At 68.8% G+C, this 23,345-nt stretch carries 30 protein-coding genes and 1 tRNA gene; 13 read left to right on the plus strand and 18 right to left on the minus strand.

Annotation, left to right across the window (positions count from 1 at the left end; genetic code table 11):
• Positions 1 to 151 precede the first annotated feature (151 nt).
• Entirely contained in the window at positions 152 to 913 is a 762-nt protein-coding gene (locus HWV07_RS01310; RefSeq protein WP_178332562.1) for an alpha/beta fold hydrolase, read from the plus strand.
• Here the strand turns inward: HWV07_RS01310 and HWV07_RS01315 are convergent.
• The 3 genes from HWV07_RS01315 to HWV07_RS01325 are packed head-to-tail and all read right to left on the minus strand — an operon-like array spanning position 905 to position 3,630.
• Positions 905 to 1,927 carry a DNA replication complex subunit Gins51 gene (locus HWV07_RS01315; RefSeq protein ID WP_178332563.1) on the minus strand — a complete coding sequence of 341 codons (1,023 nt, stop codon included), beginning with the start codon at positions 1,925 to 1,927 and terminating at the stop codon, positions 905 to 907. The genes HWV07_RS01310 and HWV07_RS01315 overlap by 9 nt on opposite strands.
• On the minus strand, positions 1,924 to 3,105 hold the full coding sequence (gene priS / locus HWV07_RS01320; RefSeq protein WP_178332564.1) for a DNA primase small subunit PriS: 1,182 nt from the start codon (positions 3,103 to 3,105) through the stop codon (positions 1,924 to 1,926). Before priS ends, HWV07_RS01315 begins: the two co-directional genes overlap by 4 nt.
• Positions 3,106 to 3,141: 36 nt before the next feature.
• A complete protein-coding gene (locus HWV07_RS01325) occupies positions 3,142 to 3,630 on the minus strand; it encodes a GNAT family N-acetyltransferase (protein ID WP_178332565.1) in 489 nt (162 codons plus the stop codon).
• Between the two features lie 104 nt (positions 3,631 to 3,734).
• On the opposite strand from HWV07_RS01325, the gene HWV07_RS01330 reads away from it, so the two are divergent.
• A complete protein-coding gene (locus tag HWV07_RS01330; RefSeq protein ID WP_178332566.1) occupies positions 3,735 to 4,610 on the plus strand; it encodes a DUF502 domain-containing protein in 876 nt (291 codons plus the stop codon).
• Positions 4,607 to 5,020: an archease gene (locus tag HWV07_RS01335; RefSeq protein ID WP_178332567.1), complete on the plus strand. Its 414-nt coding sequence runs from the start codon at positions 4,607 to 4,609 to the stop codon at positions 5,018 to 5,020. Before HWV07_RS01330 ends, HWV07_RS01335 begins: the two co-directional genes overlap by 4 nt.
• On the opposite strand, the gene panB is transcribed toward HWV07_RS01335, so the two are convergent.
• Positions 5,017 to 5,823, minus strand: coding sequence for a 3-methyl-2-oxobutanoate hydroxymethyltransferase (panB, locus tag HWV07_RS01340; RefSeq protein WP_178332568.1), 807 nt, complete (start codon positions 5,821 to 5,823; stop codon positions 5,017 to 5,019). The genes HWV07_RS01335 and panB overlap by 4 nt on opposite strands.
• Positions 5,824 to 5,915: 92 nt before the next feature.
• On the opposite strand from panB, the gene HWV07_RS01345 reads away from it, so the two are divergent.
• Complete coding sequence (locus HWV07_RS01345; RefSeq protein ID WP_178332569.1) at positions 5,916 to 6,158, plus strand: DUF5822 domain-containing protein; 243 nt, start codon at positions 5,916 to 5,918, stop codon at positions 6,156 to 6,158.
• Here HWV07_RS01345 and HWV07_RS01350 read toward each other — a convergent pair.
• The 5 genes from HWV07_RS01350 to HWV07_RS01370 are packed head-to-tail and all read right to left on the minus strand — an operon-like array spanning position 6,119 to position 10,000.
• Positions 6,119 to 6,652 carry an HAD family hydrolase gene (locus tag HWV07_RS01350; RefSeq protein WP_178332570.1) on the minus strand — a complete coding sequence of 178 codons (534 nt, stop codon included), beginning with the start codon at positions 6,650 to 6,652 and terminating at the stop codon, positions 6,119 to 6,121. The genes HWV07_RS01345 and HWV07_RS01350 overlap by 40 nt on opposite strands.
• On the minus strand, positions 6,649 to 7,056 hold the full coding sequence (locus tag HWV07_RS01355) for a DUF7522 family protein (RefSeq protein WP_178332571.1): 408 nt from the start codon (positions 7,054 to 7,056) through the stop codon (positions 6,649 to 6,651). The genes HWV07_RS01350 and HWV07_RS01355 overlap by 4 nt, the downstream gene beginning before the upstream one ends.
• 43 nt (positions 7,057 to 7,099) lie before the next feature.
• The gene (locus tag HWV07_RS01360; RefSeq protein WP_178332572.1) at positions 7,100 to 8,227 is read right to left on the minus strand and encodes an acyl-CoA dehydrogenase family protein; all 1,128 of its coding nucleotides are present in this window, start codon (positions 8,225 to 8,227) and stop codon (positions 7,100 to 7,102) included.
• Positions 8,228 to 8,275: 48 nt separating this feature from the next.
• Complete coding sequence (locus tag HWV07_RS01365) at positions 8,276 to 9,448, minus strand: alanyl-tRNA editing protein (RefSeq protein WP_178332573.1); 1,173 nt, start codon at positions 9,446 to 9,448, stop codon at positions 8,276 to 8,278.
• Positions 9,449 to 9,496: 48 nt separating this feature from the next.
• Complete coding sequence (locus HWV07_RS01370) at positions 9,497 to 10,000, minus strand: helix-turn-helix domain-containing protein (protein WP_178332574.1); 504 nt, start codon at positions 9,998 to 10,000, stop codon at positions 9,497 to 9,499.
• A 102-nt stretch (positions 10,001 to 10,102) separates the two neighbouring features.
• Between HWV07_RS01370 and HWV07_RS01375 the strand changes: the two genes are divergently transcribed.
• Both HWV07_RS01375 and HWV07_RS01380 read left to right on the plus strand, forming a co-directional pair.
• Entirely contained in the window at positions 10,103 to 10,360 is a 258-nt protein-coding gene (locus HWV07_RS01375; RefSeq protein ID WP_178332575.1) for a hypothetical protein, read from the plus strand.
• Between the two features lie 49 nt (positions 10,361 to 10,409).
• The gene (locus HWV07_RS01380; RefSeq protein WP_178332576.1) at positions 10,410 to 10,730 is read left to right on the plus strand and encodes an antibiotic biosynthesis monooxygenase family protein; all 321 of its coding nucleotides are present in this window, start codon (positions 10,410 to 10,412) and stop codon (positions 10,728 to 10,730) included.
• Positions 10,731 to 11,391: 661 nt separating this feature from the next.
• On the opposite strand, the gene HWV07_RS01385 is transcribed toward HWV07_RS01380, so the two are convergent.
• Positions 11,392 to 11,811, minus strand: a complete 420-nt coding sequence (locus tag HWV07_RS01385) for a hypothetical protein (protein ID WP_178332577.1) — start codon at positions 11,809 to 11,811, stop codon at positions 11,392 to 11,394.
• 306 nt (positions 11,812 to 12,117) lie between these two features.
• Between HWV07_RS01385 and HWV07_RS01390 the strand changes: the two genes are divergently transcribed.
• Positions 12,118 to 12,202: transfer RNA gene (locus HWV07_RS01390), tRNA-Leu, on the plus strand.
• Between the two features lie 123 nt (positions 12,203 to 12,325).
• On the opposite strand, the gene HWV07_RS01395 is transcribed toward HWV07_RS01390, so the two are convergent.
• Positions 12,326 to 12,460, minus strand: a complete 135-nt coding sequence (locus HWV07_RS01395) for a rubrerythrin-like domain-containing protein (RefSeq protein WP_178332578.1) — start codon at positions 12,458 to 12,460, stop codon at positions 12,326 to 12,328.
• Between the two features lie 115 nt (positions 12,461 to 12,575).
• Between HWV07_RS01395 and HWV07_RS01400 the strand changes: the two genes are divergently transcribed.
• Together HWV07_RS01400 and HWV07_RS01405 are read left to right on the plus strand one after the other, a co-directional pair.
• Positions 12,576 to 13,139 (plus strand): DUF420 domain-containing protein, encoded by a 564-nt coding sequence (locus tag HWV07_RS01400; protein WP_178332579.1) that lies wholly within the window; start codon positions 12,576 to 12,578, stop codon positions 13,137 to 13,139.
• A gap of 96 nt (positions 13,140 to 13,235) precedes the next feature.
• The gene (locus HWV07_RS01405; RefSeq protein ID WP_178332580.1) at positions 13,236 to 13,433 is read left to right on the plus strand and encodes a hypothetical protein; all 198 of its coding nucleotides are present in this window, start codon (positions 13,236 to 13,238) and stop codon (positions 13,431 to 13,433) included.
• A 69-nt stretch (positions 13,434 to 13,502) separates the two neighbouring features.
• Here the strand turns inward: HWV07_RS01405 and HWV07_RS01410 are convergent, their stop codons facing one another.
• The 5 genes from HWV07_RS01410 to HWV07_RS01430 all read right to left on the minus strand — a co-directional run bounded on the left by HWV07_RS01410 (position 13,503) and on the right by HWV07_RS01430 (position 18,177).
• Positions 13,503 to 15,332 (minus strand): FAD-binding protein, encoded by a 1,830-nt coding sequence (locus tag HWV07_RS01410; protein ID WP_178335958.1) that lies wholly within the window; start codon positions 15,330 to 15,332, stop codon positions 13,503 to 13,505.
• A 37-nt stretch (positions 15,333 to 15,369) separates the two neighbouring features.
• Positions 15,370 to 16,239 carry a succinate dehydrogenase/fumarate reductase iron-sulfur subunit gene (locus tag HWV07_RS01415; protein WP_178332581.1) on the minus strand — a complete coding sequence of 290 codons (870 nt, stop codon included), beginning with the start codon at positions 16,237 to 16,239 and terminating at the stop codon, positions 15,370 to 15,372.
• Positions 16,240 to 16,241: 2 nt separating this feature from the next.
• Positions 16,242 to 16,607, minus strand: coding sequence for a succinate dehydrogenase/fumarate reductase transmembrane subunit (locus tag HWV07_RS01420; RefSeq protein WP_178332582.1), 366 nt, complete (start codon positions 16,605 to 16,607; stop codon positions 16,242 to 16,244).
• 1 nt (position 16,608) lies between these two features.
• Complete coding sequence (sdhC, locus tag HWV07_RS01425) at positions 16,609 to 16,998, minus strand: succinate dehydrogenase, cytochrome b556 subunit (RefSeq protein WP_178332583.1); 390 nt, start codon at positions 16,996 to 16,998, stop codon at positions 16,609 to 16,611.
• Between the two features lie 168 nt (positions 16,999 to 17,166).
• A complete protein-coding gene (locus HWV07_RS01430) occupies positions 17,167 to 18,177 on the minus strand; it encodes a succinylglutamate desuccinylase/aspartoacylase family protein (RefSeq protein WP_178332584.1) in 1,011 nt (336 codons plus the stop codon).
• Positions 18,178 to 18,310: 133 nt separating this feature from the next.
• Between HWV07_RS01430 and HWV07_RS01435 the strand changes: the two genes are divergently transcribed.
• The 4 genes from HWV07_RS01435 to HWV07_RS01450 all read left to right on the plus strand — a co-directional run bounded on the left by HWV07_RS01435 (position 18,311) and on the right by HWV07_RS01450 (position 22,323).
• Positions 18,311 to 19,969: a tRNA uridine(34) 5-carboxymethylaminomethyl modification radical SAM/GNAT enzyme Elp3 gene (locus HWV07_RS01435; protein WP_178332585.1), complete on the plus strand. Its 1,659-nt coding sequence runs from the start codon at positions 18,311 to 18,313 to the stop codon at positions 19,967 to 19,969.
• 90 nt (positions 19,970 to 20,059) lie between these two features.
• Positions 20,060 to 20,491, plus strand: a complete 432-nt coding sequence (locus tag HWV07_RS01440) for an SHOCT domain-containing protein (protein WP_178332586.1) — start codon at positions 20,060 to 20,062, stop codon at positions 20,489 to 20,491.
• A gap of 77 nt (positions 20,492 to 20,568) precedes the next feature.
• Positions 20,569 to 21,246, plus strand: a complete 678-nt coding sequence (locus tag HWV07_RS01445) for an MBL fold metallo-hydrolase (protein WP_178332587.1) — start codon at positions 20,569 to 20,571, stop codon at positions 21,244 to 21,246.
• Between the two features lie 42 nt (positions 21,247 to 21,288).
• Positions 21,289 to 22,323: an NAD(P)/FAD-dependent oxidoreductase gene (locus HWV07_RS01450; RefSeq protein ID WP_178332588.1), complete on the plus strand. Its 1,035-nt coding sequence runs from the start codon at positions 21,289 to 21,291 to the stop codon at positions 22,321 to 22,323.
• Between the two features lie 13 nt (positions 22,324 to 22,336).
• Here the strand turns inward: HWV07_RS01450 and ddfA are convergent, their stop codons facing one another.
• Together ddfA and HWV07_RS01460 are read right to left on the minus strand one after the other, a co-directional pair.
• On the minus strand, positions 22,337 to 22,612 hold the full coding sequence (gene ddfA, locus HWV07_RS01455) for a DdfA family disk-determining factor (RefSeq protein ID WP_178332589.1): 276 nt from the start codon (positions 22,610 to 22,612) through the stop codon (positions 22,337 to 22,339).
• A 61-nt stretch (positions 22,613 to 22,673) separates the two neighbouring features.
• Positions 22,674 to 23,327, minus strand: coding sequence for a helix-turn-helix domain-containing protein (locus HWV07_RS01460; RefSeq protein ID WP_178332590.1), 654 nt, complete (start codon positions 23,325 to 23,327; stop codon positions 22,674 to 22,676).
• Positions 23,328 to 23,345: the final 18 nt, after the last annotated feature.

Below are 23,345 nucleotides of genomic sequence, written 5' to 3' on the forward strand. Positions count from 1 at the left end.
GGTTCCAGAGGCTGTACAAAAATCTTTAGGAGGATTTCGGGCGGAAAAACGTCCTCCGGTCCGTCTTCTGGCGATACGAGTCCGGACGGAGGACTGGGAATCGCCTCCCCTCGGTCGTCGCGTTTATCGCCCGAACGTTCCAGGAGTGGGTATGGAGACGGTCACGCACTACGGGCGGACGACGGCGTACCGGGCGACCGACTTCGGCGACGGGCCGACGGTCTGCTACGTCCACGGCGCCGGCGGCAGCCACGACGTCTGGGTCGAACAGTACGGCGACCGCGAGGGGCCGCCGGCGGTCGCCCTCGACCTCTCGGGGCACGGCGACAGCGACGACGTGGACGCCGAAGCGGGTGCAGCGACTCTGGACGCCTACGCGGACGACGTCGTCGCGGTCTGCGAGGCGACGGGCGCGTCGGTCCTCTGCGGCAACTCGATGGGCGGGGCCGTCTCGCTGTGGGTCGCCCTCGAGCGGGACCTCGACGTCGAGGCGCTGGTCCTCGCCGACACCGGCGCGAAGCTCGGCGTCGAGGACGGGTTCCTCGAGTCGCTCGACCGGAACTTCGAGAGCGCCGTCGCGTCGCTGCAGGTCCCCGACACGCTGTTCCACGAGCCCGACGACGACCTCGTCGAGGTGTCGAAGCGGGGGCTCCTGGAGACCGGCCGCTCCGTCACGCTGCGGGACTTCCGGACCTGCAACGCCTTCGACGTCCGCGAGCGACTCGGCGAGATCGACGCGCCTGCGCTGGCGCTCTGCGGCGAGCACGACCCGATGACGCCGCCGAGGTTCCACGAGTACCTGGCGGCGGAACTCCCGGACTGCGAGTACGTGGAGATCGACGACGCCGCGCACATGCCGATGCTGGAGCGACCCGACGTCTTCAACGACGCCGTCCGGTCGTTCCTACTCTAGCCGCTCGGCCGCGTCCTTCTCGACGAGCACGTCGGCGTTCGGCTCCGGCAGCGTGACGACGTCCTCCGGCCCGAGGTCGTAGTCGCGGTCGTCGGCGCCCACGACCTCTCCCACGTCGGCGGTGATGCGTACCGTGGTCCGCGGGATGCCCGGGATATCCCGGTCGCTGGAGGTCGAGTCCCGCTGCCGGCCAGCGTCCGACTCCGTCGAACCAGTCGACTTCGACGGGTCGGTTCCATGGGACGGGCCATTGGACTCCGGCGACGTGGGCCCCGGGTCGTTTCTCTCCGGCGCATCGTCGTTCGACACTGTTCCGCCCGGCGGCCCCGCCTCCGGGGGCACCTCGGTCGTCGACCCTCCCTCGTCCGCGGCCAGCGGGTCGTCGCTCGGAACGTCCGGCGCCGAATCGGTGGGCGCTGCGGGGTCGTCGTCGGACGCCGAGTCCTCGTCGGGACCGCTACCCATCAGGTCGGCCGCGCTGACCCCGTCGGCGTCGTCGGCCGAAGCTGGGTCCGTTCCGGGGTCGGTCGTCTCGTCGGCGGGTGGGGCCTGCTCCGATGCCGGGGACGAAGCGGTATCGCCTGGGGTGTCCATCCCGGTGTCTACGGAGCCGGAGAGGTCCGGGGTCTCGCCGTCGAGCACCGAGAGGACGGTGTCGCGGTTCCGCTCGATGCGGGCGACGAGGTCCTCGAAGAGTGTCTCCTCCTCCTCGGTCAGGCCGTCGTCGTCGACTGGCATGCCCGCGGCGGCGATGGAGGCCTTCTTGACGACCTTGCCGACCCGCCGCTCGTAGATCGCCTCGACGGTCTTCTCGGCCGTCTCGATGTCGTCGCTGAGCTGTCGGACCTCGGAGGAGGAGAAGGGGTCGTCGGCCCGCTCGACGAGCGCGTCGCGCTCCTCGGAGAGCGACTGGATGTACTCGCCGACCTCCCGGTAGAACGACGAACGCAGGTGCTGCAGGTCGCTCGACTGCCGTTCCCGCGCCTGCACGGATTGTAGTTCGTCGAGGTTCATTCTCCTGCCTTGGTCGCGTGCCCGCGGGCCATCGCGAAGACGCCCGCGTACTCTGGTACGGACTCGACTCCCTCCGTCAGCCTAAAGCTTTCCCCCCCGAGTTCGACGGTCGTCTCCTCGCGAACGTAGACCGCGATGTCGTTGTTCCGGAACGTCTCCGGGACGGCGTCGACGAGGGGGTCGAAGTCGTCGACTGCGGCCCGGTCGATGTGCTGGACCGCCAGGCCGGTGCCGCCGTGGAGGCTCCCCGGCAGCCGGATGAGGCGGTTGATGTCGGTCGTCACCGGCTCGTCGATGGGGGCCGTCTCGTCGTCGAGGACCTCCGCGAAGAGGTGCCGGGCGATGCTGTACACCGCGGGGTGGACGTCGACGTTCCCGCGGTCCAGTTCCCGGCGGTTGTTCCGGGCGGCGTTCAGCGCCGCCGTCGCCTTCCCCTCGCCGATGCCGTCGAACTCCCGGAGCCGCTCTACCGCCTCCGACTCGTCGACGGCGAGCAGTTCCTCGACGAAGGCATCCAGGCGCTCGCGGGTCCGCCCCGCCCAGCCGCCGTCCGGCAGCGTCCGCTTCTGCGCCGGCGAGGAGCGGCCCGCGCTGCCCGCCACCGCCTCGGTGGCGACGATGTCCTCGAACTCGAGGTCCTGTCCGAGGAGGTAGTCGACGATCTCGCGGCGGGCCGTCCGGCTCAACCCCTGGACGCCCGGGTCGCGGACGTGGACGTGGTACCCCCGGCCGCCCGAGAAGACCACGGTCATGTCGTCGAAGTCGAAGTCCGACTCCAGGAGGTCGAGCAGGCGCAACAGCGCGCCCTTGCACTCCCGGAGCATCTCGGCGTAGCTGTCCGCCTCGGGGTCGACGCCCGGCAGGTGGTCGGCGTCGAGGTCGAAGACCAGGTCGGAGCCGCGCCACCCCTTCTGACCCATGGTCCCGGCGCCGGGGTCGTCGTACCGACCCGCCGAGAAGTAGACGTGGCGCGGACGTTCGCCGGCCAGGAAGTCGCCGAGGTCGCCGCCGCCGACGAGGTCCAGGTACGAGTGGTGTCTGACCATCGTCGTCCCCCCGGAACTCCAGGTGATGTACCCCCACTCCCGTTCGTTGGCCGCGGGCGGCGGCGACGGCGCCGTCCGGCGGTAGTGGTCGCCGAACCGCCCCTTCAGGTACTCGCGCGTGCGGCCGTCCATGCCACCGGCTTCGCCCCAGGCGTGAAAAAACGTTGCCTAGTTCCCCGGCATGAACTTCGAGAGCCTCGAGGCGAGGCCGCCGTCGCCGAGCCGGAGGTAGTAGGCGTCGCCGTTGTCCTCGTAGTAGTTGTCGACGCGGCGCTCGACCTCGAAGCCGAGGTGCTCGTAGAAGGACAGCGCGTCGTCGTTCGTCGCCCGCGCGTGGCAGGTCACCGAGCTGTGGTCGTCGGCGACCATGGCCACGAGGCGCTTGCCGAGGCCCTCGCCGCGGTAGTCGGGGGCGACGGCGAGAAAGAGGATGTAGCCGTCCCGCCTCGTGGCGGCGAACCCGACGAGCGACTCCTCGTCGAACCCCGGCTCGAAGAGGGCGTAGACCCGCGACCGGCGGTAGGCGTCCGTGAAGAAGCCCCGGCGCTGCTTGAGCACACCCTCCGAGCGGCGGATCTGCTCCTTCAGTTCCCAGGCCTGCCCGACGAACTCGTCGTCGCCGGTCCCTATCTCCCGGGAGTCGATAGTGACACTCACTGCCGCGGACTAGGACTGCGTCGAATATAACTCCACCGCCCAGCGTCCGCGACGACCGCCTCACCCCGCAAGGCTTTCGGCCCGTCGGCGAGTGCGTTCGTCCGATGCCGTCTGCCCCGGCCGACCTGGAGGCCGCCGAGGAACTCGTCGCCGACCGGCCGGACCCCAAGGAGGTGGTCTGGCGCTCGCTCGTCAAGGGCGTCGCCATCCTCCTCCCGCTGGTGGTCACCCTGTTCGTCGTCTCCTTCGTCCTGGGGTTCGTCTTCGAACAGCTCGCGCCCCTCGTCGGCGCCGTCGTCGGCACGGGCGTCACGGACAGCGAGGCGCTCGTGACCGCCATCACCCTCGCGCTCTTCCTGGGCATCGTCCTCGCCATCGGCTTCGCCGCGGAGTTCACGCCCGGCGACCACCACCTCAACGACCAGTTCGACGAGTTCATGGCCTCCATCCCGGGGATCGGCTCGGTGTACACGAGCTTCAACGAGATGACGGAGCTGCTGCTGGACTCCGACACCGACAGCTTCCAGGACGTGAAGCTGGTCGAGTACCCGGGCGAGGACTCCTACGTCGTCGCCTTCAAGACCGCGGAGACGCCCGAGGTCATCGCCCGCGACACCGGGAACGACGACATGATCACCCTCTTCATGCCGATGGCGCCGAACCCGGTCATGGGCGGGTTCGTCATCCACGTCTCCCGCGAGCGGGTCGTCGACGTCGACCTCACCGTCGAGGAGGGGATCCGCTCGATCGTCACCAGCGGCGTCGCCATCGGCCACGACGAGGAGACGATGACCGACGTCAGCGAGGACCGACTGCGGAACCTCGGCAACCTCGACGACCACGCCACGGTCGCCCGCGTCGACGGGACGCCCGCCCCGAACCCGGGCGCGGAGCCGACCGACGAGCGGGAGGCGGACGCGGAGACGGAGTCGGAATCGGGTACCGCACCAGACGACGGACGCGACGGCGGGCGACGATGAGCTTCGTCCTCCGGGAGCACACCGCCGACGTCGCCGTCGAGGCGACCGCCGACACCCTCGCGGAGACGTTCGCGGCCGTCGCCGAGGGGCTCACGGCCGCCCACTGCGAGGCCGTCCCGCCGGACGTCGGCGAGCGGTTCGAACTGACCGTCACCGCCGAGTCCCGGGAGGCGCTGCTGTTCGACTACCTCGACGAACTGGTCTACGAGCGCGACGTCCGGAGCGTCCTGCCGGCCGACCACGAGGTGGTGATCCGCGGCGACGGAGACGGGGGGACCGTCGAGGCCACGGCTCGGGGCGTCCCGTTCGAGGCCGTCGACGCCCGCGAGATAAAGGCCGTCACGTACTCCGAGATGGAACTGGTCGAGACACGGTCCGGCTGGCGCGCGTACGTCGTCTTCGACGTCTAGTAGACGTCGTCGACCTCGTCCTCGTGGTGGCTGTGCTCGTCGGCGGGGAACTCGCCGCTCTCGACGGCCTCGGCGTAGTCGCCGATGGCCTCGCGCATCTCGCCGCGGACGTCCCCGAACTTCTGCGAGAACGGCGCGGTCCGCTCGGAGAGGCCGATCACCTCGTCGACGACGAGCACCTGGCCGTCGCAGTCCGGGCCGGCGCCGATGCCGATCGTCGGGATATCGAGGGCCTCGGTGACGGACGCGGCGAGGTTGGCCGGCACGTGCTCGAGGACGAGCGAGAAGGCGCCGGCGGCCTCGTGTTCGCGCGCGAGGTCGAGGATGCGCCGTGCGGACTCCTCGTCGGTCCCCTGCCGGAACAGCCCCGTCTCGTTCTCGCGCTGGGGCGTGAGCCCGAGGTGGGCCTGCACCGGGACGCCCAGCCGCGTCAGCCGCCGGGTCAGTTCGACGGTGTGCGGTCCGGACTCCAGTTTGATGGCGTCGGCGTCGGCCTCCTTGAGCATCCGCCCGCAGTTCTCGACGGCCTCGTCCTCGTCGGCGCCGTAGGAGAGGAACGGCATGTCCGCGACGACGAGGGCGTCGTCGGTCGCCCGGGCGACCGCCGCTGTGAGGCTGGCCATCTCGTCGACGGTGACCGGCAGCGTCGAGTCGTAGCCCAGGCGGGTGTTGCCGACGGAGTCGCCGACGAGCACGGCGTCGACGCCCGCCTCGTCGACGAGTTCTGCGGTGGGCGCGTCGTACGCCGTCAGCATCGTGATCGGCTCCTCGCCGGCCTTCTCGCGGATGTCCTTCGCGCGCATGCCACCGAGTGGGTACCGGTCCGGGTTAAACGCTACCACTCCCTGCGCGGGAAACCGTAACCGCTTACAGGCCGACGCACCCACTCCGAGCAATGCCGAAACGCGTCGGGACGACGGACCCCGAGGGCGTCGACTACGGCTGGGTCATGCAGACGACGTTCGTCCTCACCATCGTCGTCGGCGCGCCCGCGGTCGCCCTGCTCTCCCTGCTCGTCGAGCTGGGGTCGTGGTCGGCGCGGGCGAACTTCGCGATCAGGGTCGGCGCTGTCGTCTGGCTCTGCATCGGCATCCCCGTCTACGCGTACGCGCGGAGCCACTCGGAGACGTCGACGTAGCCGGTGCCGGCCCGCTCTGCGGTCACGCGGTCGCGGTCGGAATCCCCGACGAACAGCGTCTCCGCCGGGTCGCCCTCCAGGCGCCGGACCGTCTCGAGCAGCGGCTGGGGGTCGGGTTTCTCCGTCGCGACGGTGTCCCGGCCGACGACGGCGTCGATGCCCCCGATGTCGTGGACGTCGAGGGCGATGCGGCAGGCGTCCTCGCAGTTCAGCGAACAGACGCCCGTCGAGCGGTCGGGGACGGTGTCGGCGGCGGGCAACCGCTCCGAGTCCCGGGCGCCGGCGCGCTCGAACTCCGAGATGACGCGCTCGACCGGCTCGCGGAACCCCGCTTCGTCGGCGGTCCGCAGCATCCCCCAGAGGTCCTCCGGGGGCGCGACGCCGCGCTCGCGGAGCGTCTCGGCGACGTCCCTCGCGACGGCGTCCCAGTCGACGACGAGCCTGACGAGCGTGCCGTCGAGGTCGAAGACGAGGGTCTCGTGGTCGCCGGTCATCGCTCCAGGACGTCCTCCACGGCGTCGACGAGGTCCGTCACGGGCGCGCCGGGGGCGACCGACAGGAACACGCCCTGCTTCTCGGCGACGATCCGGACCGCGACGAAGGCGTCCATGTAGGTGACGAACGCACGGATGCTGCCCGGCTCGCGGAACAGCTCCCGGAACAGCTCCATCTCGGTGAAGTCGAGGTGGACGTAGGAGTGTATCTGGCCGAAGTGTTCCTCGCGAGCCGCTTCGTCGTCGTAGGTCGCCTGGATGCGGTCGTCGACGTACACCGTCTCGAAGTCGGTGTCGTCGTAGACGACGCAGGAGAACACCGACCGCTCGCCCGCGGCTCCCTGGGCCGCCTCGAGGACCGCCTCCGCGTCGAAGTCGACGACGTCTCCTTCCCCGTCGGACATACCCCGAACGTCCGGTCGGCGGTAGCTTAAGACTGTGGGCGGTTCAGTCCAGCAACTCGCGGGCGACGACCTTCTTCTGGATCTGGGTCGTCCCCTCGTAGATGGTCGTGATCTTCGCGTCGCGGTAGAGCCGCTCGACGGGGAAGTCGGTGGTGTAGCCGTAGCCGCCGTGGATCTGGACGGCCTCGTTGGTGACGTCCATCGCCGCCTCGCTGGCGAAGTACTTCGCGGTGCTGGCGGCCAGCGCCGGCGGCCGGCCGTCGTCCAGCTGGCGGGCCGCGTCGTAGGTCAACAGCCGACCGGCCTGCGTCCGGGCGTGCATCTCCGCGAGCTTGTGCCGGACGCTCTGGATGTCGGCGATGGGGCCGTCGAACTGCTCGCGCTCCTGGGCGTACTCGAGGGCGAGGTCGAGTGCCGACTGGGCCAGCCCGACGGCTTGGGCGGCGATAGCGACCCGGCCGCCGGTGAGGATCGAGAACGCGGCGGCGAGGCCCTCGCCGACCGGCGTCAGGCGGTTCTCCTCGGGGATGCGGACGTCGTCGAAGGTCAGCGTCGTCGTGTCGCTGGCGCGGAGGCCCAGCTTCTCCTCCTTCTTGCCGACCTCGAGGCCGTCGACGTCCTTCGGGACGACGAACTGCGTGACGGTGCCGGGGGCGTCGGCGTCGGTCTTCGCGAAGAGGACGACGACGCCCGAGCGCTCGCCGTTCGTGATCCACTGCTTCGTCCCGTCGATGACGTACTCGTCGCCGTCCTTCCGGGCCTCCGTGGACATCTCCGCCGGGTTCGAGCCGGCGTGGGGCTCCGAGAGCGCGAACGCGCCGACGGGTCGGCCCTCGACCATCTCCGGCAGCCACCGCTCTTTCTGCTCCTCGCTGCCGAACTCCGCGATGCAGGAGGTGGCGAGACAGTGGACGGACAGGGCCGTCGCGACGGCCAGTTGGCCGTAGGCGACCTCCTCGTTGACGAGCGCGTACGTCAGGCCGTCGACCTCGAGGCCGCCGTACTCCTCTGGGACGGTCATCGCGGTCAGCTCCTGCTCGGCGAGGTCGTCCCAGACCCCCTCGGGGAACGACTCCTCCTCGTCGGCCGCCCGCGCGGTCGGACGGATCTCCTCGACGGCGAACTCCCGGACGGACTCCCGGATGGCCGCCTGTTCCGGCGTCAGGTCCATGCCCTCCCCACGCGCCCGACCGGCAAAAATCGTCCCCTGCGAGGGCGGTCAGTCCGTCCGGAGGAAGGCAACCACGTCGTCGCCGGAGCCGGACAGGCCGCCGGCCTGGGCGACCGACGCCGAGCCGCCGCCACCGCCCCCGAACTCCTCTGTCACCTCGTCGACCACATCGTTGGCGTCGAGTCCGTCGTCCGCACCCACGGCGATCTGGCCGTCTGGGGTCGCGAGGACCAGCACGTCCACGCCATCGGGTCGCTCCTCGACCCGCTCGGCCAGCGAGTTCACGTCGGCGCTGATCACGCCCGTTGCCCAGGTCGTCCCGTCGCGCTCGAAGGCGTCGGCGGCGAACTCGTCGACGCGGCTCGAGAGGAGCTCCGCCTCCAGCGCGTCGCGTTCCTCCACCAGGGCGTCGCGCTTCCCGCGGAGTCCCTCGACGGCCCCGGGCAGCGACCCGACGTTCGTATCCAGGCTCTCCGCCGCCTCGAGGGCCGCCGCCTTCTCGGTTGCACGGCGGTCGATGGCCGCCGGTCCGACGGCGAACTCGATCCGGGTCAGCCCCTCGCCGGGGTTCGACCGCCCGAGTATCGTCACGGGGCCGATCTCGGCGGTCCGCCGGACGTGCGTGCCGCCGCAGGCCGCCGCGTCCCAGCCGTCTATCTCGACGACGCGGACGGTGTCGCCGGCGATGCCCTCCTCGGTCTTCGCGTTGAACGCGACGTCCTCGCGGCCGAGGGCCTCGTCGCGGGGGAGCCGCTCCCACGACACCTCGCGGGACTCCCAGACGCAGCGGTTCACCAGCCGCTCGAGTTCGACCAGCGTCCCGTCGTCGATCGGCGTCGGCGTCGTGAGGTCGACGCGGACCTTCTCCGATGTGATGCCGAAGCCGCCGTAGCCGAGGTCCTCGAACAGGCGCCGGCCGGCGCCGAACAGCGCGTGGCTGGCGGTGTGGGCGCGCCTGCAGTACCGCCGGAACTCGGGGTCGATCGCTCCCTCGACCGTCTCGCCGGCTTCGATCGCCCCGTCGACGACGTGGACGACGCCCTCGTCGGTCGTCTGGACGTCGAGGACCTCGAGTCCGCCGAGCGTGCCGCGGTCGGCCGGCTGGCCGCCGCCCTCCGGGTAGAAGTACGTCTCCGAGAGGACGACCTCCCTGCCGCCGTCCTCGACGGTCGCCTCGAAGGCGAGCGTCTCGGGGTCGTCCGGAGCCTTCGATCGAGCCATGGCTACCGGCAGGCGCCTCGGCACCAAAAACGGGTCGGAAGCGGCGGGCTACTCGTCGACGAGTTCGACGCCGAGTCGCTCCTCGAGGGCCTCGACGACCGACCCGCCGACGCCCGCGCGGGCCGCGCGGCCCTGCTCGACGGCGACGACGTCGTCCTCGTCGACGTCCAGTTCCTCGGCCAGCTCCTCGGTCTGGAGGCCGGCGTCCTGGCGGGCTTCCTCCACCCTGTCGCCGTAGCCGCGGACGAGGTACGGCAGCGGGTCGTCCTCGTAGTCGGTCCCCTCCTCGAAGTCCGTGTCGGCCTTCCGGGCGTCGTCGAGCTTTGCGACGTTCTGTGCGGCCTTCTTCCGCCGGTTGGGCTCGTCGCGGTCCCGGTTCCGCTCCGAGCCGCCACCGCCCGAGTCGGCCTCGCCGTGCTTGGCGCACTCCTTGCAGACGTCCAGTTTCGCGCCGGCGACGGTCGCGGACTTGAGGTCGCGGTCCTCGGCGCCGCAGAGCTCGCAAGCGCCGCTGGAGTCGCCCCCGACTCCGCCGGTCGAGTACTTCGCCATACGTCGTATCACTGCAGGTACGTACTTCAACCCCGCGCTCCCGCGGTTCGAGCCGCTGTACTGGACGGAAAGTATATGCCGGTCTCCGCTCGCTGCTTCGCTATGAGTCGATACGCGGCGGACGCGACGCGGACCAGGGCGGCGGCGCTGTTCGTCGGCAGTACGGTCCGGTACCACTGGCGCGACGGGGACGGCCTCGCCACCGTCGTCGAGGCGACCGACGACCGCATCGCGTTCCACGGCCCGGAGTGCGACGGTCGGTTCACCCGCGACCAGATCGACCGCCTCTTCGAGACCGATCGCCTGCAGATAGTCCTCGACGACGAACAGTACGCCGACGCTCCCCGCACCGAGCGATAAGCCGCCGGAGAGTAAACGTCTTGTTCGCGTACGGGAGTGAACGATAGTAATGTATCTCGTCACGTTCCGGCTCGCCCCGGGGGAGTACGACGCGGAGTTTCACGAGTTGAACGACGCGATACAGGCGGCTGCCGAGGACACGGAGGGATATCTGGGCAAGCGGACGTGGCACGCCCCGGAGAGTGAGGAGGTTCTCGTCGTGTACTACTGGGAGTCGCTGGACGCACTGGACTCCTTCGGGGAGGACTCTGACCACGAACGGGCGAAACAACGGTGGACAGAGTGGTACGACGCGTACGAAGTCACTATTACAGAAGTTGTCGAGGCATACGGGAGCGGGTTCGGGGACGATGCAGACCCACCTGTATAGGACCATCGGGGCGTCTTCGATTGGTGCGATATGTGGTGGTAGAACAAGCTTCCCTCTCTTCACCGACCGTGCGGTATCTTCCCTCCAGAGCCCGACGCCTGAAGGGATGGTTCCAGTTCGACGAGACTGGACGGGCCAAACGACCAGGACTGCGTACAGACCGATTCGGAGGGGACAGGTGTCAACGCAACGAAACTAAACCAGCCACGTGAAGTAGTCTGCCGAGGGAGCTTCAATTTAGAAACTCGAGATATCCTTTCTACAGACTTCGAGTTACACATAGTTACCACTTCAATTTGGGGGATGGATTTCGATATTCGAACTACTTTTATACCCTGTCTTCATGGGGGCTATAATGGCCAACCCCCCAATCGGGCTAGAAGTCACTTGCCCCGAGTGTGGGTCAGATGCCGTCGCTATAGTCCCGAGAGAGAGCACGATTATCGAACGGGAAGATGAGGCCGATGGAAAGGTCTGGGTCAACTGTCGACCTTGTGATTCCAAATTCATCGTCTTCTACCGAACCGAGGAATAGCACCCCTGTTCCGACCGACTCGGTAGTGGTATGGACCGATCGTGATGAGACGAATCAGCCGAACGACTAGGCTGGCCCAGTAGCCGCTCGAAGTCGAGCTCCGCTGACGCATCGCCCCCCGTCCGTTCAGTCCTCTGTGAGAAATCGAATCTCGTCCTCGTAGATCCGGACGATGATATCCGAGCCGGAATCGAGGTCGAACGCCCCGATATCGAAGCTAGTATCCTCTACGCGGTCCTTCCTGGCGACCTTGAGAGTATAGTCACCCGGTTCGTCGATGCCCGTCTCGAACCCCGTGAACTCGCTCGGTCTAATGGTCGCCTGGTCTTCGAGGAGTGCGGTATCCCCGGAGGTCAGTTCTACAGTGACCGTGATGGGCCGGGAGATCTCGTTGTGGACGACGACGTGGATGGCTTGGGCCGCTGGGTTCGGGTCGGGCGAGTCTGTCGGCGTCCCCGTAGTCGTTCCGTCGATACTGCTACACCCGGCGAGTCCGATACCGACTCCAGTGGCGACGTGGAGGAGCGTTCGTCTCTGGAGGGCCATGATCTGCGAATCGATGAAACGGCGTAAACTCTTTCTGGGTACTCAGTTCATCAATGGCCACCAGAAATTGCCTCGTCTACCTCCTGTATCGACCGACACGAGTGTGGATGGGTCCAGGGACGAGAGACTGCATCAGTTGTGTGAACCTGCTCGTGGGTCAGACACGGACTGACGGGTCGATGCCGGATGGTCCAGACAGGCCTCTAACCCAGGCCCGCGTGCGTTGCAGAGGGGCATACGGCGGTGGAATCAGAACCAATATAAGTCCCCACTGCTCAACAAGAGATGCAGCAAGAGACCACGTGTGCGTGGGTAGCCAAGCTAGGCCAACGGCGCAGCGTTGAGGGCGCTGTCCTGTAGAGGTCCGCCGGTTCAAATCCGGTCCCACGCACTGCAGGCGGCCCACAGGCCGCCCACTCAGTGCGGGTGCTCGAAGACAGCACCCACGCAAATTCCTACCGAAGCCACGTCGAACAGCGACGGCTGGCGAGAACGGCTCTCCCGTGGCCAGTCCCTACAGACTCCGCGAGACGCTGATGTTCTTCAGGTACCCGCCGCAGGAACAGAGCCGGCCGTCCGGATCTCGCTGGCGGTCTCCGCAGTCGATGCACTCGTAGAGGCTCTCTCCCGTCGGTTGCGTTCCCCGCATATCGAGCACCATTTCGTACCGAGGTGTGTTAAACGTTATCACGGATGGGTTCGAGCATCCGGCTGTCCCGGCCGAACCACCAACACCTATTCGGCGGCCCGCCCTATCCCGAGACATGCAAACTCGGACGTGGGCCAGAGAGCACGTGCCGGCCCTGACGGCCCTCCTGACCGCCGTCTCGCTGGCGCTCGTGTTCGGCGCCGCACTCCAACTGCTCCCGGTCGACGCCCTGCCGAGCCCCGACGCGCTTCTGGCGGCGATCCCGCACCTCAACGCCGTCATCAGCCTCACCGCCATCGGGACGATCGTCGCGGGAGTCCGGGCCATCCGCCGAGGCGACGTCGCCCGCCACCGGCTGCTGATGGTGGCGAGCTTCGGGCTGTTCGCGCTGTTCCTCGGGCTCTACCTCTACCGCGTCGCCATCGTCGGACCGACGGAGTTCCCGGGGCCGGCGACGATCCGGACGTACGTCTACTACCCGTTCCTCCTCGTCCACATCGCCTTCGCCATCGTCTGCGTCCCGTTCGTCTTCTACGCGCTGCTGACGGCCGGGACGCGGCCGGTCGCCGACATCTACGAGACGCGCCACCGGACTGCCGGCCGCGTCGCCGCCGCGCTGTGGCTCGTCTCCTTCGCTATGGGCGTCTCCATATACGCGATGCTCTACCACGTGTTCTGACCGGCGATCCTGCGACGAACGATCGACGCGCTTGCCCTGCCTTGGATTTTAGGCTCAGCCGTTACCCCCCGCCGACCCGACGTTCCTATTGTCGAAATGTCATTCTTCGACCTCCCCCGCTGGGCCATCGAGTCGACGACGCTGCTGGTCGCCAGGAACGCCTGTGGCGACGAGACGACGCTGGACGTCGGCGAACGCGTCCTCGACGAGGACGCCGCGGAGTCCGTCGCCGACCGCAACCCCAACCAGGTCTCCTCGATGGTCGAGACGCGGGCAGGGCTGGACGGCGACTAACGTCGGCGAGAACGGGCGGATCGACGCAAAACGAACTTCTTCTCCGGAGCGAGGAACCCGAGAGTCGGGTCAGTACGAGCGGACCTTCGGCTCGTACTCCTTGTCCTCGCCCTCGAGGATGACGGGCTTGTAGTAGAGTTCGGGGGTGCCGTCGTTCCAGGCGATCATGGTGTGTTTCAGCCAGTTCTCGTCCTTGCGCTCCTGGTGTTCCTGTCGCCAGTGGGCGCCGCGGAACTCCTCGCGTGCGAGGGCGCCGAGGGTGATGGTCTCGGCGACGTCGATGAGGTTCCGCGTCTCGATGGTGTGGATGAGGTCGGTGTTGAACGTCCGGGAGGGGTCGGAGACGGCGACGTCCTGGTAGCGTTCCCGGCACTCGCGGATGACCTCGAGGGCCTCCTGGAGGCCCTCCTTGTTCCGGAAGACGTTGACGTTCTCCGTCATGGCCTTCTGGAGGTCGGCGCGGATCTCGGCGTGGTTGGTGCCGTCGCGTTCGAGCAGCGTCTCGATGCGCTGGCGTTCGGTCTCGACGGCGTGCTCGACGACCTCGCGCGGTTCGACCAGCGCGCCGTCGGCGGCGACGTCCTCGTCGCTGCCCGCGACGGCGCCGGGTTCGACCGGCGTGTCGAGGCTGTCCTCGTCCTCGCTCTTCGCGCCGAGGCCGGTCGGCACCTCGGGTTCGCCGAGGTCGCGGCCGGCGGCGTGGTGGCCGGCGCGGGCGCCGAAGACGATGAGTTCCGGCAGCGCGTTGCCGCCCAGGCGGTTCGACCCGTGGACCGACGCGCAGGCGCACTCGCCGGCGGCGTAGAGGCCGTCGATGCAGGTCTGGCCGTGCTCGTTCGTCTCGATGCCGCCCATGTGGTAGTGCTGGCCGGGTTTGACGGGCATCGGTTCGTCGACGGGGTTGACGCCCTCGAAGTCCTCGGCGAGGTGGATGATGTTCTCCAGGCGGTCGTAGATGCGCTCCTCGCCGAGGTGCCGCATGTCCAGGTAGACGTACTCGTCCTCGATGCCGCGGCCGTTGTTGACCTCCGTCAACTCGGCGCGGGCGACGACGTCGCGGGAGGCGAGTTCGCCGGCGTTGTTCGCGTAGCCGTACTCGAACATGAAGCGCTCGCCCTCGCTGTTGTAGAGGATGCCGCCCTCGCCGCGGACGCCCTCGGAGATGAGCACGCCGGTCGACGGGAGTGTCGTCGGGTGGAACTGGACGAACTCCATGTCCTCGACGGGGACGCCGACGCGGTAGGCCATCGCCGGCCCGTCGCCGGTGTTGGCGACCGCGTTCGTCGTGTGGTCGAATACCTGGCCGTCGCCGCCGGTCGCGAGGATGACGCCGCCGGTGGCGCGGAACCCGACGACCTCGCCGTTCTTGATGTCGTAGGCGACGACGCCGTGGCACTCGCGGTCCTCCGGGTCGTCGTGGTCCGTGACGGCCAGCCGGGAGACGTAGAACTCGTCGTAGACCTGGATGCCCCGCTTGACCACCTGCTCGTACATCGTGTGCAGGAGGTGGTGGCCGGTCTCGGCCCCAGCGTAGGTCGTCCGGGGGAACGAGAGGCCGCCGAAGGGCCGTTGGGAGACCCGGCCGTCCTCCTCGCGGGAGAACGGCATCCCCCAGTGCTCGAGCTGGACGACCTCCTCGGGGGCGTCCTGGGCCAGCGTCTCGATGGCCGGGGCGTCCCCGAGGTAGTCGGACCCCTTCATCGTGTCGTACGCGTGCAGTTCCCAGTCGTCGCCGTCCCGGAGCGCGGCGTTGATGCCGCCCTCCGCGGCGCCGGTGTGGCTCCGGACCGGGTGGAGTTTCGTGACCATGGCGACGTCGGCGCCCGCCTCGTGGGCCGCGATGGCCGCACGGAGGCCGGCGCCGCCGGCACCGACCACGATGACGTCGTGTTCGTGTATCGTCATAGTTTGAATGGGTGGTGTACTCGGCGTTCGGTTACCAGAACTTCAGGTTGCTCTTGACAGCCTCGCGCTTCAGCTCCTGGATGTGCTCGGTGAGGGGGATGTCCTTCGGGCACACCTCGGTGCAGGAGAACTGGGTCTGGCAGCGCCAGACGCCGTGTTCCTGCTCGATGATGTTGATCCGGTGTTCCTTCATGTCCTCGCCCTCGCGTTCGTCCATCGCGAACCGGTAGGCCTTGTTGATGGCCGCCGGGCCGAGGTACTCGTTGTCCCCGGCGGCGATGTTACAGGAGGACATGCAGGCCGCACACCAGATGCAGCGCGTGGACATCTTGACCTTCTCGCGGTTCTCGCGGTCCTGTCGCTGCTCGTCGAGCTTGCCGGTCGGCAGGTCGTTCGTCTGGAAGTACGGCTCGACGGACTCCATCTGGTCGTAGAAGTGCTCCATGTCGACGACCAGGTCCTTGACGACGTCGGCGTGCGGGAGCGGCTCGATGCGGACCGGCCAGTCGAGGTCCGACATCTGCGTCTGGCAGCCGAGCCGCTGGCGGCCGTTGATGAACAGCGCGTCGGAGCCGCAGATGGCCTGCCGGCAGGAGTGCCGGAACGTCAGGCTGGAGTCGAAGTGGTCGCGCGCGTAGATGAGCGCGTCGAGGACCGTCATCCCCTTCTTGAAGGGGATGCGGAAGGTGTCGAACCGCGGGTCCCGCTTGCCCTTGACCTCGGGGTCGTAGCGGAAGACCTTGATGCGGACCGTCTCCTCGGTTTCGTCCAGCTCCTCTTCGGCGCGTTTGCGCATGTCCGCGCGCTCGCGCTTCTCGGCCATCCGCCGCTGCTGGTGGGCCGACTCCTGTTCGGTCTCCGGTTCCGTCTCGGTCTCTTGTTCGGTGACTTGCGTGCTCATAGTTAGACGATGTTCGTCATGGCGAGTGCGACGCGGACGCCCTGGACGACGAGCAGGCCGCCGGCGGCGACGAGCACCCACTTCACGACGCTCTTCTGTGTGCCCTCGAGGCCCTGGTTGATGAGTGCGTTGTAGACGCCGTTGACCCCGTGGAAGGCGGCCGTGATCAGGAACATCACCATCGTCGAGAAGTACCCGACCTGCGTCATCCGGGCCGTCGTCCCGGCGAAGGTGATCTCGGCCGCGTGGTTGACGAAGTGCAGCAACATGAAGTGATACGCCAGCACGACCACGAGGAACGCGGCCGTGACCCGCTGGAGCAGCCAGCGGGTGCCCTTCCGGTCGAACGAGGAGTAGTGTTCAGCCATGTCAGAACCCTCCGAGGAACGTCGGGATGCTCGCGACCGTGATGGCCGCGGAAGCGATCAGTGCGGCGTAGAACGCCTTGTCCTGTGCGTCCAGCCCCACGCCGAGGTCGACGAACAGCAGGCGGACCCCGTTGAGGATGTGGAACACGGCGACGGCCAGCAGTCCGACCTCGAGGAAGCGGACGAGCATCAGCTCCTCGAGGCCCTGCAGCGTCGCGGTGTACACCTCCCCGTTCACCGTGGCCGTGCTGAGCACGGCGATGTGGGTGAAGAGGTAGCCGATGAGCACCCAGCCGGTGAACTTGTGGAAGATCCAGGCCCACATCCCGGCGGAGAACTCCTGCCACCGCCCGAAGTCCTCGATCAGACCCCGGTCGTACGATTGACTCATGCATCGAAGGGTCAGTACCGCGCTGGTATAGTAGTAACTATCTGCGAACGTCTCACAGGCGCGAAGCAGCAACGTTCGCCGGCGAATCGCCCCGCGGAACCCCACGTCCGTCGAGGGACGTTCGCGGGCGGTCCGCGGTCCGGTGGCCGCCGTTCCGGCGGTCGCCGGTCAGGCCCGCTCGCCGGTCTGGCTGAGCCGGAGGGCGCGGGTCGTCACGTCGTCGAGCGCGACGAGGTGACAAATGGGGTTGCCCGGGTAGACCAGCGGGTTCTCGAGGATGCCGACGACGAGTCCGGTGAACGGCGCCTCGACGACGGTCGTGTCCGTCTTGAAGGGGTTCGTGATAGAGCAGACGGCGTCGCCCTCCTCGACGAGCGAGCCGCGGCCGTGGTGCATCTCGACGACGCCGCCCGCGTCGGCGCGGAGCCACGTCTTCTCGTCGGCGCCGTCGATGACGGTCCGCCAGCCCGGCCACTTGACCGTCTCGGTCGGCCGGATGCCGAACTCCGCCATCACCGAGAGGACCCCCTCGAGGGCCTTGTCGATGAGGTTGCGCTGGAAGCGGTGGGCCTCCCCGAGCTCGATCGTCACGGTGGGCGTCCCGGCGTCGGTAGCCTCGCCGCGGAGCGTCCCGCTGGGCCCCTCACTGGAGATGATGACGTTGGACCCGAAGGCCTTCGCGAGCCGCTCGACGGCCTCGGTGTCCGTGTCGCCGCGGACGTGGAGCATGTTGCTCCGGCCGCGGGTCGACGTGTGGAAGTCGAGGCCGTAGTCGCAGGGCTCGATGAAGTTCCGGAAGATGCGGGCCGCGATGCGCTTGGCGCTGGTCCCCGAGTCGTTGCCCGGGAAGGAGCGGTTGAGGTCGCGGTCGTAGATCGGGAGGTAGCGCTGCTGGGCGATGAACGCGGGCACGTTGAGGACGGGGAGGCAGACGAGCGTCCCGTGGAGGTCCTCGAGGTCCCACTCGTGGGCGACCTCGCGGACGATCTCGATGCCGTTGAGCTCGTCGCCGTGGGCGGCCGCCGAGAGGAACAGCGTCGGGCCCTCGCGCTCGCCGTTGATGATGGTCACGGGGATCCTGACCGGGTCGCCCAGGTAGGTCTCGCTGACGGTGTACCTGACGTTGACCCGCTCCCCCGGCGCGACGGACCCGCCGTCGTACGTGAACGCCTCCGCCATATCCGACCCAGGCGGGTCTGCTACAAAAGGGCACGCACTCGGTACGTCGTCGATCCGGGCGGAATCTCCGGCCGGCCCGGCGGGCTCGCAACCGCTAGCCACTTACCGCCGGGGGTCCTTGTCCCGACAGCGAATGAGCACCGACGCCGACCCGGCCGAGTCCGACGCGTTCGAGCGGGTCTGTGAGTCCCTCGTCGAGGACATCCTGGCGGGCGAGATCGACGGTGACGACCTCGAGTCCGCCAAGATGGACGCCTGCCGGGAGTACTCCTCGCCGAAGGTCCCCAAGAACACGGACCTGCTCGACTACGCCCCCGAGGAGCGCCGCGAGGAGCTGGAGTCGGTCGTCCGCCGGAAGCCGGTGCGGACCGCCTCGGGCGTTTCGCCCGTCGCCATCATGACGTCGCCGCACATGTGCCCGCACGGGAAGTGCCTCTACTGTCCCGGCGGTCCCGCCTCGGAGTTCTCCTCCTCGCAGAGCTATACGGGCCACGAGCCGGCGGCGGCCCGCGGCGTCCAGAACGACTACGACCCCTACGGGCAGGTGACGCTGCGGCTCCACCAGCTCCGGGAGATCGGCCACCCCGTCGACAAGGTCGAACTCATCCTGATGGGCGGGACGATGACGGCCCGCTCCCACGACTACCAGGAGTGGTTCGTCAAGCGCGCCCTCGAGGCGATGAACGACTACGACCTCGACAGCGAGCCCCAGCCGAGCGAGGAGGAGTCCTTCAAGCCGGACCCCGGGGAGACCGAGTTCACCTACCTCGAGGACGTCATCGCCGAGAACGAGACGAACGACATCCGCAACATCGGGACGACGTTCGAGACGAAGCCCGACTGGTGCGACCCCGAGCAGATCGACCGGATGCTCGACCTCGGCGGCACCAAGGTCGAGGTCGGCGTCCAGACCACCTACGAGCGGGTCAACCGCGAGATGCACCGCGGCCACGGCGTGCAGGCCAGCCTCGACGCCAACCGCCGGCTCCGCGACTCGGCGTTCAAGGTGGGCTTCCACATGATGCCCGGCCAGCCCGGCATGTCGCGGGAGATGTGCCTGCAGGACTTCCGGGAGATCTTCGAGAACCCCGACTGGCGACCCGACTACCTGAAGATCTACCCGACGCTCGTCGTCCGCGACACCGTCACCTACGACATGTGGCGCCGCGACGAGTACGAGCCGCTGCAGAACGAGGAGGCCGCTGAACTCGTCGCCGAGATCAAGTCGATGATCCCCCGGTACACGCGCCTCCAGCGCGTCCAGCGGGACATCCCCGCCGACTTCATCGACGCCGGCGTCTGGAAGTCTAACCTCCGCCAGCTCGCCCGCCAGCGGATGGAGGAACACGGGTGGGAGTGCGAGTGCATCCGCTGCCGTGAGGTCGGGATGAACGACGAGGAGCCCGAGGACGTCGAACTGGACGTCATGACCTACGAGGCCGCGGGCGGCAGGGAGCACTTCATCTCCTTCGAGGACTTCGAGAAGGACCTGCTGGTCGGTTTCTGTCGGCTCCGGTTCCCCAATAATCCGGTCCGCCGGGAGCTGGAGAACGCCGCGCTCGTCCGCGAGCTCCACGTCTACGGCAACGAGGTCGGCGTCGGGCAGGGCGGCGACGACGGCGACCACCAGCACCGCGGCTACGGCCGCCGGCTCCTGGAGACGGCCGAGGACCTGGCCGCCGACGCCGGCTTCGAGAAGCTCTCGGTCATCTCGGGCATCGGCGTCCGCGAGTACTACCGGGAGAAGCTCGGTTACTACCAGGACGGTCCGTACGTCTCGAAGCGGCTGTAGCGGCCCCGACGGTCGTCGTTCGGTCTCATTTGACAGTTCCTCGATGCGGGTTGCAGTAGTGATATTATGCAGGGTGCCCAGCCCCGACGCATGAGCGACGACGAGGACTGGCGGAACCGCGCCGTCGCGGTCGTCACGCTGCTCGTCCTGGGGGCGGGGTTCCTGGCGATATTCCTCGGGATATCGAGGTTCTGGATTGTCTGGGTCCTGGGCTTCGCGGTGGTCGTCCCACTCCTGTCCGTCCTGCTCGGCGTGGAGGACGACAGCGAGTCGGACGTCGAACCGGCAGCGGAACCGGTCTCCGAGCGAAGCGACAGCCGAAACGCGCTCGAGACCCTCCGGGACCGGTACGCTCGGGGCGAACTCACCGACGAGCAGTTCGAGCGGAAGCTGGAGCGCCTGCTCGAGACAGAGACCATCGAGGACGTCGAGGACGCCCGACGACGAGTGGATGCGGACCGAGTCGGCGATGGAGCGGACGCCCGGAACGGACGCCGGAACCGGACGGAGCGGGAGCGCTGAATGACGGCCCACCGGAGCGACCGCGGCGGGGAGCGACTCGCCAGGGTGATATGGGCGGCCGCAGAAGGGAGCCCAACATGGTGAGGCGCGTCGCGGCCGGCGTGTACCTGCTGGAGGTGAGCTGGCCGGAGCCGCTCGGCTCGAACGTCTACCTGATCGACGACGGCGAGTTGACCCTCGCCGACGCGGGGATGCCGATTCCGAGGCGCCGCGTCGCCACCGAGATCCGGCGGGCCGGGTACGCCGTCGACGACCTCGACCGCGTGCTGTTGAGCCACTACGACGTCGACCACGTGGGCGCGCTCGGAAGGCTCGGCGCCGACGTCCCCGTGTACCTCGGCGCCCGCGACGTCGGCCTGGTCCGCCGGGAGTGGTCGCCGTCGTGGACCCACCACAAGGGGGCCTTCCACCGGCTGACGCGCAGGCTCTTCCCGCTGTCGGACGTCGACCTCCGGCCGGTCGAGGACGGCGACGAGATCGGGGGGTTCCGGGCGATCCACACCCCCGGGCACAACCCCGGACACACGGTGTACGTCCACGCGGACTCGGGGGCGGCGCTGCTGGGCGACCTCGTCTGGGAGGACGACGGCGCGTTCACGCCGCCCATGTGGTTCGACTCCTACGACACCGACCGCATCGCCGCCAGCGTCCGCCGGGTCTCCCAGGAGCGGTTCGACCACGCCTGCGTCGCCCACGGCGATCCGCTGACCCCCGACGCGGACGTCGTCCTCCGGGAGCTGGCGGCGGAGATCTGACCCGAGCGGACGTTTTTCGACCCCCCGGGCCGTACCGGCGGTATGAACCTCGCCATCGTCGGCGCCGGCGCCGCGGGCGCCGCGGCCGCCTACGCGCTCCGGGACGCGCCGGTCGACGTGACCATCTTCGAGGCGGACGAGGGCGTCGGCGGTCGCGCGGCGTCCGGTCGGAAGAACGACTGTCGGTACGACTACGGGGCGAACTACGTGAAGGCCGACAGCGCCCGCGTCGCCGAACTAGTGACCGAGGAACTCCCGACGACGGGGCTGGTCGACGTGGCGGAACCGGTCTGGACCTTCGACGCGTCGGGGGCGATCTCGGCGGGTGACGACCGCGACGCGCACAAGTGGACCTACGAGGCGGGCATCGCGGAGCTGCCCGAGCGGCTCCTCGCGGAGACGGACGCGACGCTCGAGTTCGGAACCCGCGTCGGGCGGCTCTCTCACGGCGGCGGCACGTGGTGGCTGCTCGACGACGCCGGCGCGGACCTCGGGACGTTCGACGCGGTGCTGCTCACGCCGCCGGCGCCGCGGACCGCCGACGTCCTCGCCGCGACCGAGTGGGACAGTCCGCTCCTCGCCGACCTCCAGGCGGCCGTCGACGCCGTCTCCTACCGGTCGATCTACGCCGCGGTGCTGCACTACCCCTTCGCGGTCGACTACCCGTGGTACGCGCTGGTGAACACGGACCGGGAGCACGACATCGGCTGGCTCTCGCGGGAGGAACTGAAGTCCGGGCACGTACCGCCCGGCGAGACGCTGCTGGTCGTCCAGATGGCGCCCGGATGGGCCGACGGGCGGAGCGACGACCCGGGAGAACTGACCGTCGACGTCGCGGACTCGGTGGCGGAGCTCCTCGACGACGAGCGGTTCGCGGCCCCCGATTGGACCGACCACGAACCGTGGCGGGACGCGCTGCCGAACGAGGGTGTCGAGACCGAACCGCTGCGGGAGGCAGAAAGAACAGGCCTCTACTTCGCCGGCGACTGGGTCGCGGGCGACGGTCGCGTCCACCTCGCTATCGAGAGCGGGCTCGAGGCGGGCGAGCGAATCGCCGACGCCGCGGGGCCATCGTGATTCGGCGCTCCGCTCACCCCTGGGTCGTGGTCTCGGCCGCCGGGGCTTCGCAGACGACGGTCACCTGGTCGCGGCCGCAGACGGTCACCTCGTAGCCGGCGTACTCGAAGGAGACGCGGCCGGGGCGGCCGTCCCGGAAGATGGCGTCGAGGGCGTCGGGGTCGATCGCGTCGTACAGCGGCGGGAGGTCGGTCGGGTCCGCGTCGGCGCGGTCGGCCACCGTCGCGACGACCGCCTCGCTGGCGGTCGCGTCCGACTCGATGTGCGTGCGATCGTCGTTCCCTTGCATCAGCGGGGGTAGTGGCCAGCGGGGGATGAGGTCTCGCCTTGCCCGTGCCGGACGTTATATACTAGTCGTCGCGCCGGCCGTCGGCGACGGTCGACCGCACGAGGTTCGCCGTCGCCCGCCGGAGGAGTTCCGAGAGGGCCTGGTGGGAGACGTCCAGGTCGGCGGCGAGTTCGCGGGTCGTGACGTCCCGCGGCACCTCGAAGTAGCCGCGCTCGCAGGCGACGACGAGCGCCTCGCGCTGGGCGGCCGTGAGGTCGCCGTACCAGCGGCGGGGCGCCTCGGGTTCCGCGAGGTCCAGCAGCCTGAACGGGTAGTCGCGCTCGGCGAGGAACGTCCGGAAGTCGTCGAACTGGTCGCGGGTGACGAACCGGAACCGGAGCCGCCAGCCCTCGGCGTCGGCCTCGGCCTGCAGGATCGACGCCTCGTGGTCGATGAACGCGTCGACGCGGCGCTCGACGAGTTCGCTCCAGTCGATCTGGTAGTACTTCTCCTCGGGGAACGCGAGGTCCTCGATGACCCCCGCGACGGAGGCGTCGGCCGCGAGGGCCTCGTCCAGGGCGGCGAAGTCGACGCCGCTGGCCCACAGGCAGGGCATCGTCGACTCGGTCCCGTGGGCGGCGATCCGCTCGACCTCGACCTCCAGGTCGGGCAGCCGCTCGAACGTCTCGCGGAGGGCGACGGCCTCCGGGTCGAGCCGGAAGGACGCGATGAGCATGGGAACCCTTGGGCCCCC

This window comes from Natronomonas salina, assembly GCF_013391105.1.
Lineage (GTDB): Archaea > Halobacteriota > Halobacteria > Halobacteriales > Haloarculaceae > Natronomonas > Natronomonas salina.

What these genes read in the sequence shown, in the direction of transcription:
- HWV07_RS01310 (WP_178332562.1), top strand. Translation starts at nt 152, where the DNA reads ATGGAGACGGTCACGCACTACGGGCGGACGACGGCGTACCGGGCGACC.
- HWV07_RS01315 (WP_178332563.1), bottom strand. Translation starts at nt 1,927, where the DNA reads ATGAACCTCGACGAACTACAATCCGTGCAGGCGCGGGAACGGCAGTCG.
- priS (WP_178332564.1), bottom strand. Translation starts at nt 3,105, where the DNA reads ATGGACGGCCGCACGCGCGAGTACCTGAAGGGGCGGTTCGGCGACCAC.
- HWV07_RS01330 (WP_178332566.1), top strand. Translation starts at nt 3,735, where the DNA reads ATGCCGTCTGCCCCGGCCGACCTGGAGGCCGCCGAGGAACTCGTCGCC.
- HWV07_RS01335 (WP_178332567.1), top strand. Translation starts at nt 4,607, where the DNA reads ATGAGCTTCGTCCTCCGGGAGCACACCGCCGACGTCGCCGTCGAGGCG.
- panB (WP_178332568.1), bottom strand. Translation starts at nt 5,823, where the DNA reads ATGCGCGCGAAGGACATCCGCGAGAAGGCCGGCGAGGAGCCGATCACG.
- HWV07_RS01345 (WP_178332569.1), top strand. Translation starts at nt 5,916, where the DNA reads ATGCCGAAACGCGTCGGGACGACGGACCCCGAGGGCGTCGACTACGGC.
- HWV07_RS01350 (WP_178332570.1), bottom strand. Translation starts at nt 6,652, where the DNA reads ATGACCGGCGACCACGAGACCCTCGTCTTCGACCTCGACGGCACGCTC.
- HWV07_RS01355 (WP_178332571.1), bottom strand. Translation starts at nt 7,056, where the DNA reads ATGTCCGACGGGGAAGGAGACGTCGTCGACTTCGACGCGGAGGCGGTC.
- HWV07_RS01360 (WP_178332572.1), bottom strand. Translation starts at nt 8,227, where the DNA reads ATGGACCTGACGCCGGAACAGGCGGCCATCCGGGAGTCCGTCCGGGAG.
- HWV07_RS01365 (WP_178332573.1), bottom strand. Translation starts at nt 9,448, where the DNA reads ATGGCTCGATCGAAGGCTCCGGACGACCCCGAGACGCTCGCCTTCGAG.
- HWV07_RS01370 (WP_178332574.1), bottom strand. Translation starts at nt 10,000, where the DNA reads ATGGCGAAGTACTCGACCGGCGGAGTCGGGGGCGACTCCAGCGGCGCT.
- HWV07_RS01375 (WP_178332575.1), top strand. Translation starts at nt 10,103, where the DNA reads ATGAGTCGATACGCGGCGGACGCGACGCGGACCAGGGCGGCGGCGCTG.
- HWV07_RS01380 (WP_178332576.1), top strand. Translation starts at nt 10,410, where the DNA reads ATGTATCTCGTCACGTTCCGGCTCGCCCCGGGGGAGTACGACGCGGAG.
- HWV07_RS01385 (WP_178332577.1), bottom strand. Translation starts at nt 11,811, where the DNA reads ATGGCCCTCCAGAGACGAACGCTCCTCCACGTCGCCACTGGAGTCGGT.
- HWV07_RS01395 (WP_178332578.1), bottom strand. Translation starts at nt 12,460, where the DNA reads ATGCGGGGAACGCAACCGACGGGAGAGAGCCTCTACGAGTGCATCGAC.
- HWV07_RS01400 (WP_178332579.1), top strand. Translation starts at nt 12,576, where the DNA reads ATGCAAACTCGGACGTGGGCCAGAGAGCACGTGCCGGCCCTGACGGCC.
- HWV07_RS01405 (WP_178332580.1), top strand. Translation starts at nt 13,236, where the DNA reads ATGTCATTCTTCGACCTCCCCCGCTGGGCCATCGAGTCGACGACGCTG.
- HWV07_RS01415 (WP_178332581.1), bottom strand. Translation starts at nt 16,239, where the DNA reads ATGAGCACGCAAGTCACCGAACAAGAGACCGAGACGGAACCGGAGACC.
- HWV07_RS01420 (WP_178332582.1), bottom strand. Translation starts at nt 16,607, where the DNA reads ATGGCTGAACACTACTCCTCGTTCGACCGGAAGGGCACCCGCTGGCTG.
- sdhC (WP_178332583.1), bottom strand. Translation starts at nt 16,998, where the DNA reads ATGAGTCAATCGTACGACCGGGGTCTGATCGAGGACTTCGGGCGGTGG.
- HWV07_RS01430 (WP_178332584.1), bottom strand. Translation starts at nt 18,177, where the DNA reads ATGGCGGAGGCGTTCACGTACGACGGCGGGTCCGTCGCGCCGGGGGAG.
- HWV07_RS01435 (WP_178332585.1), top strand. Translation starts at nt 18,311, where the DNA reads ATGAGCACCGACGCCGACCCGGCCGAGTCCGACGCGTTCGAGCGGGTC.
- HWV07_RS01440 (WP_178332586.1), top strand. Translation starts at nt 20,060, where the DNA reads ATGAGCGACGACGAGGACTGGCGGAACCGCGCCGTCGCGGTCGTCACG.
- HWV07_RS01445 (WP_178332587.1), top strand. Translation starts at nt 20,569, where the DNA reads ATGGTGAGGCGCGTCGCGGCCGGCGTGTACCTGCTGGAGGTGAGCTGG.
- HWV07_RS01450 (WP_178332588.1), top strand. Translation starts at nt 21,289, where the DNA reads ATGAACCTCGCCATCGTCGGCGCCGGCGCCGCGGGCGCCGCGGCCGCC.
- ddfA (WP_178332589.1), bottom strand. Translation starts at nt 22,612, where the DNA reads ATGCAAGGGAACGACGATCGCACGCACATCGAGTCGGACGCGACCGCC.
- HWV07_RS01460 (WP_178332590.1), bottom strand. Translation starts at nt 23,327, where the DNA reads ATGCTCATCGCGTCCTTCCGGCTCGACCCGGAGGCCGTCGCCCTCCGC.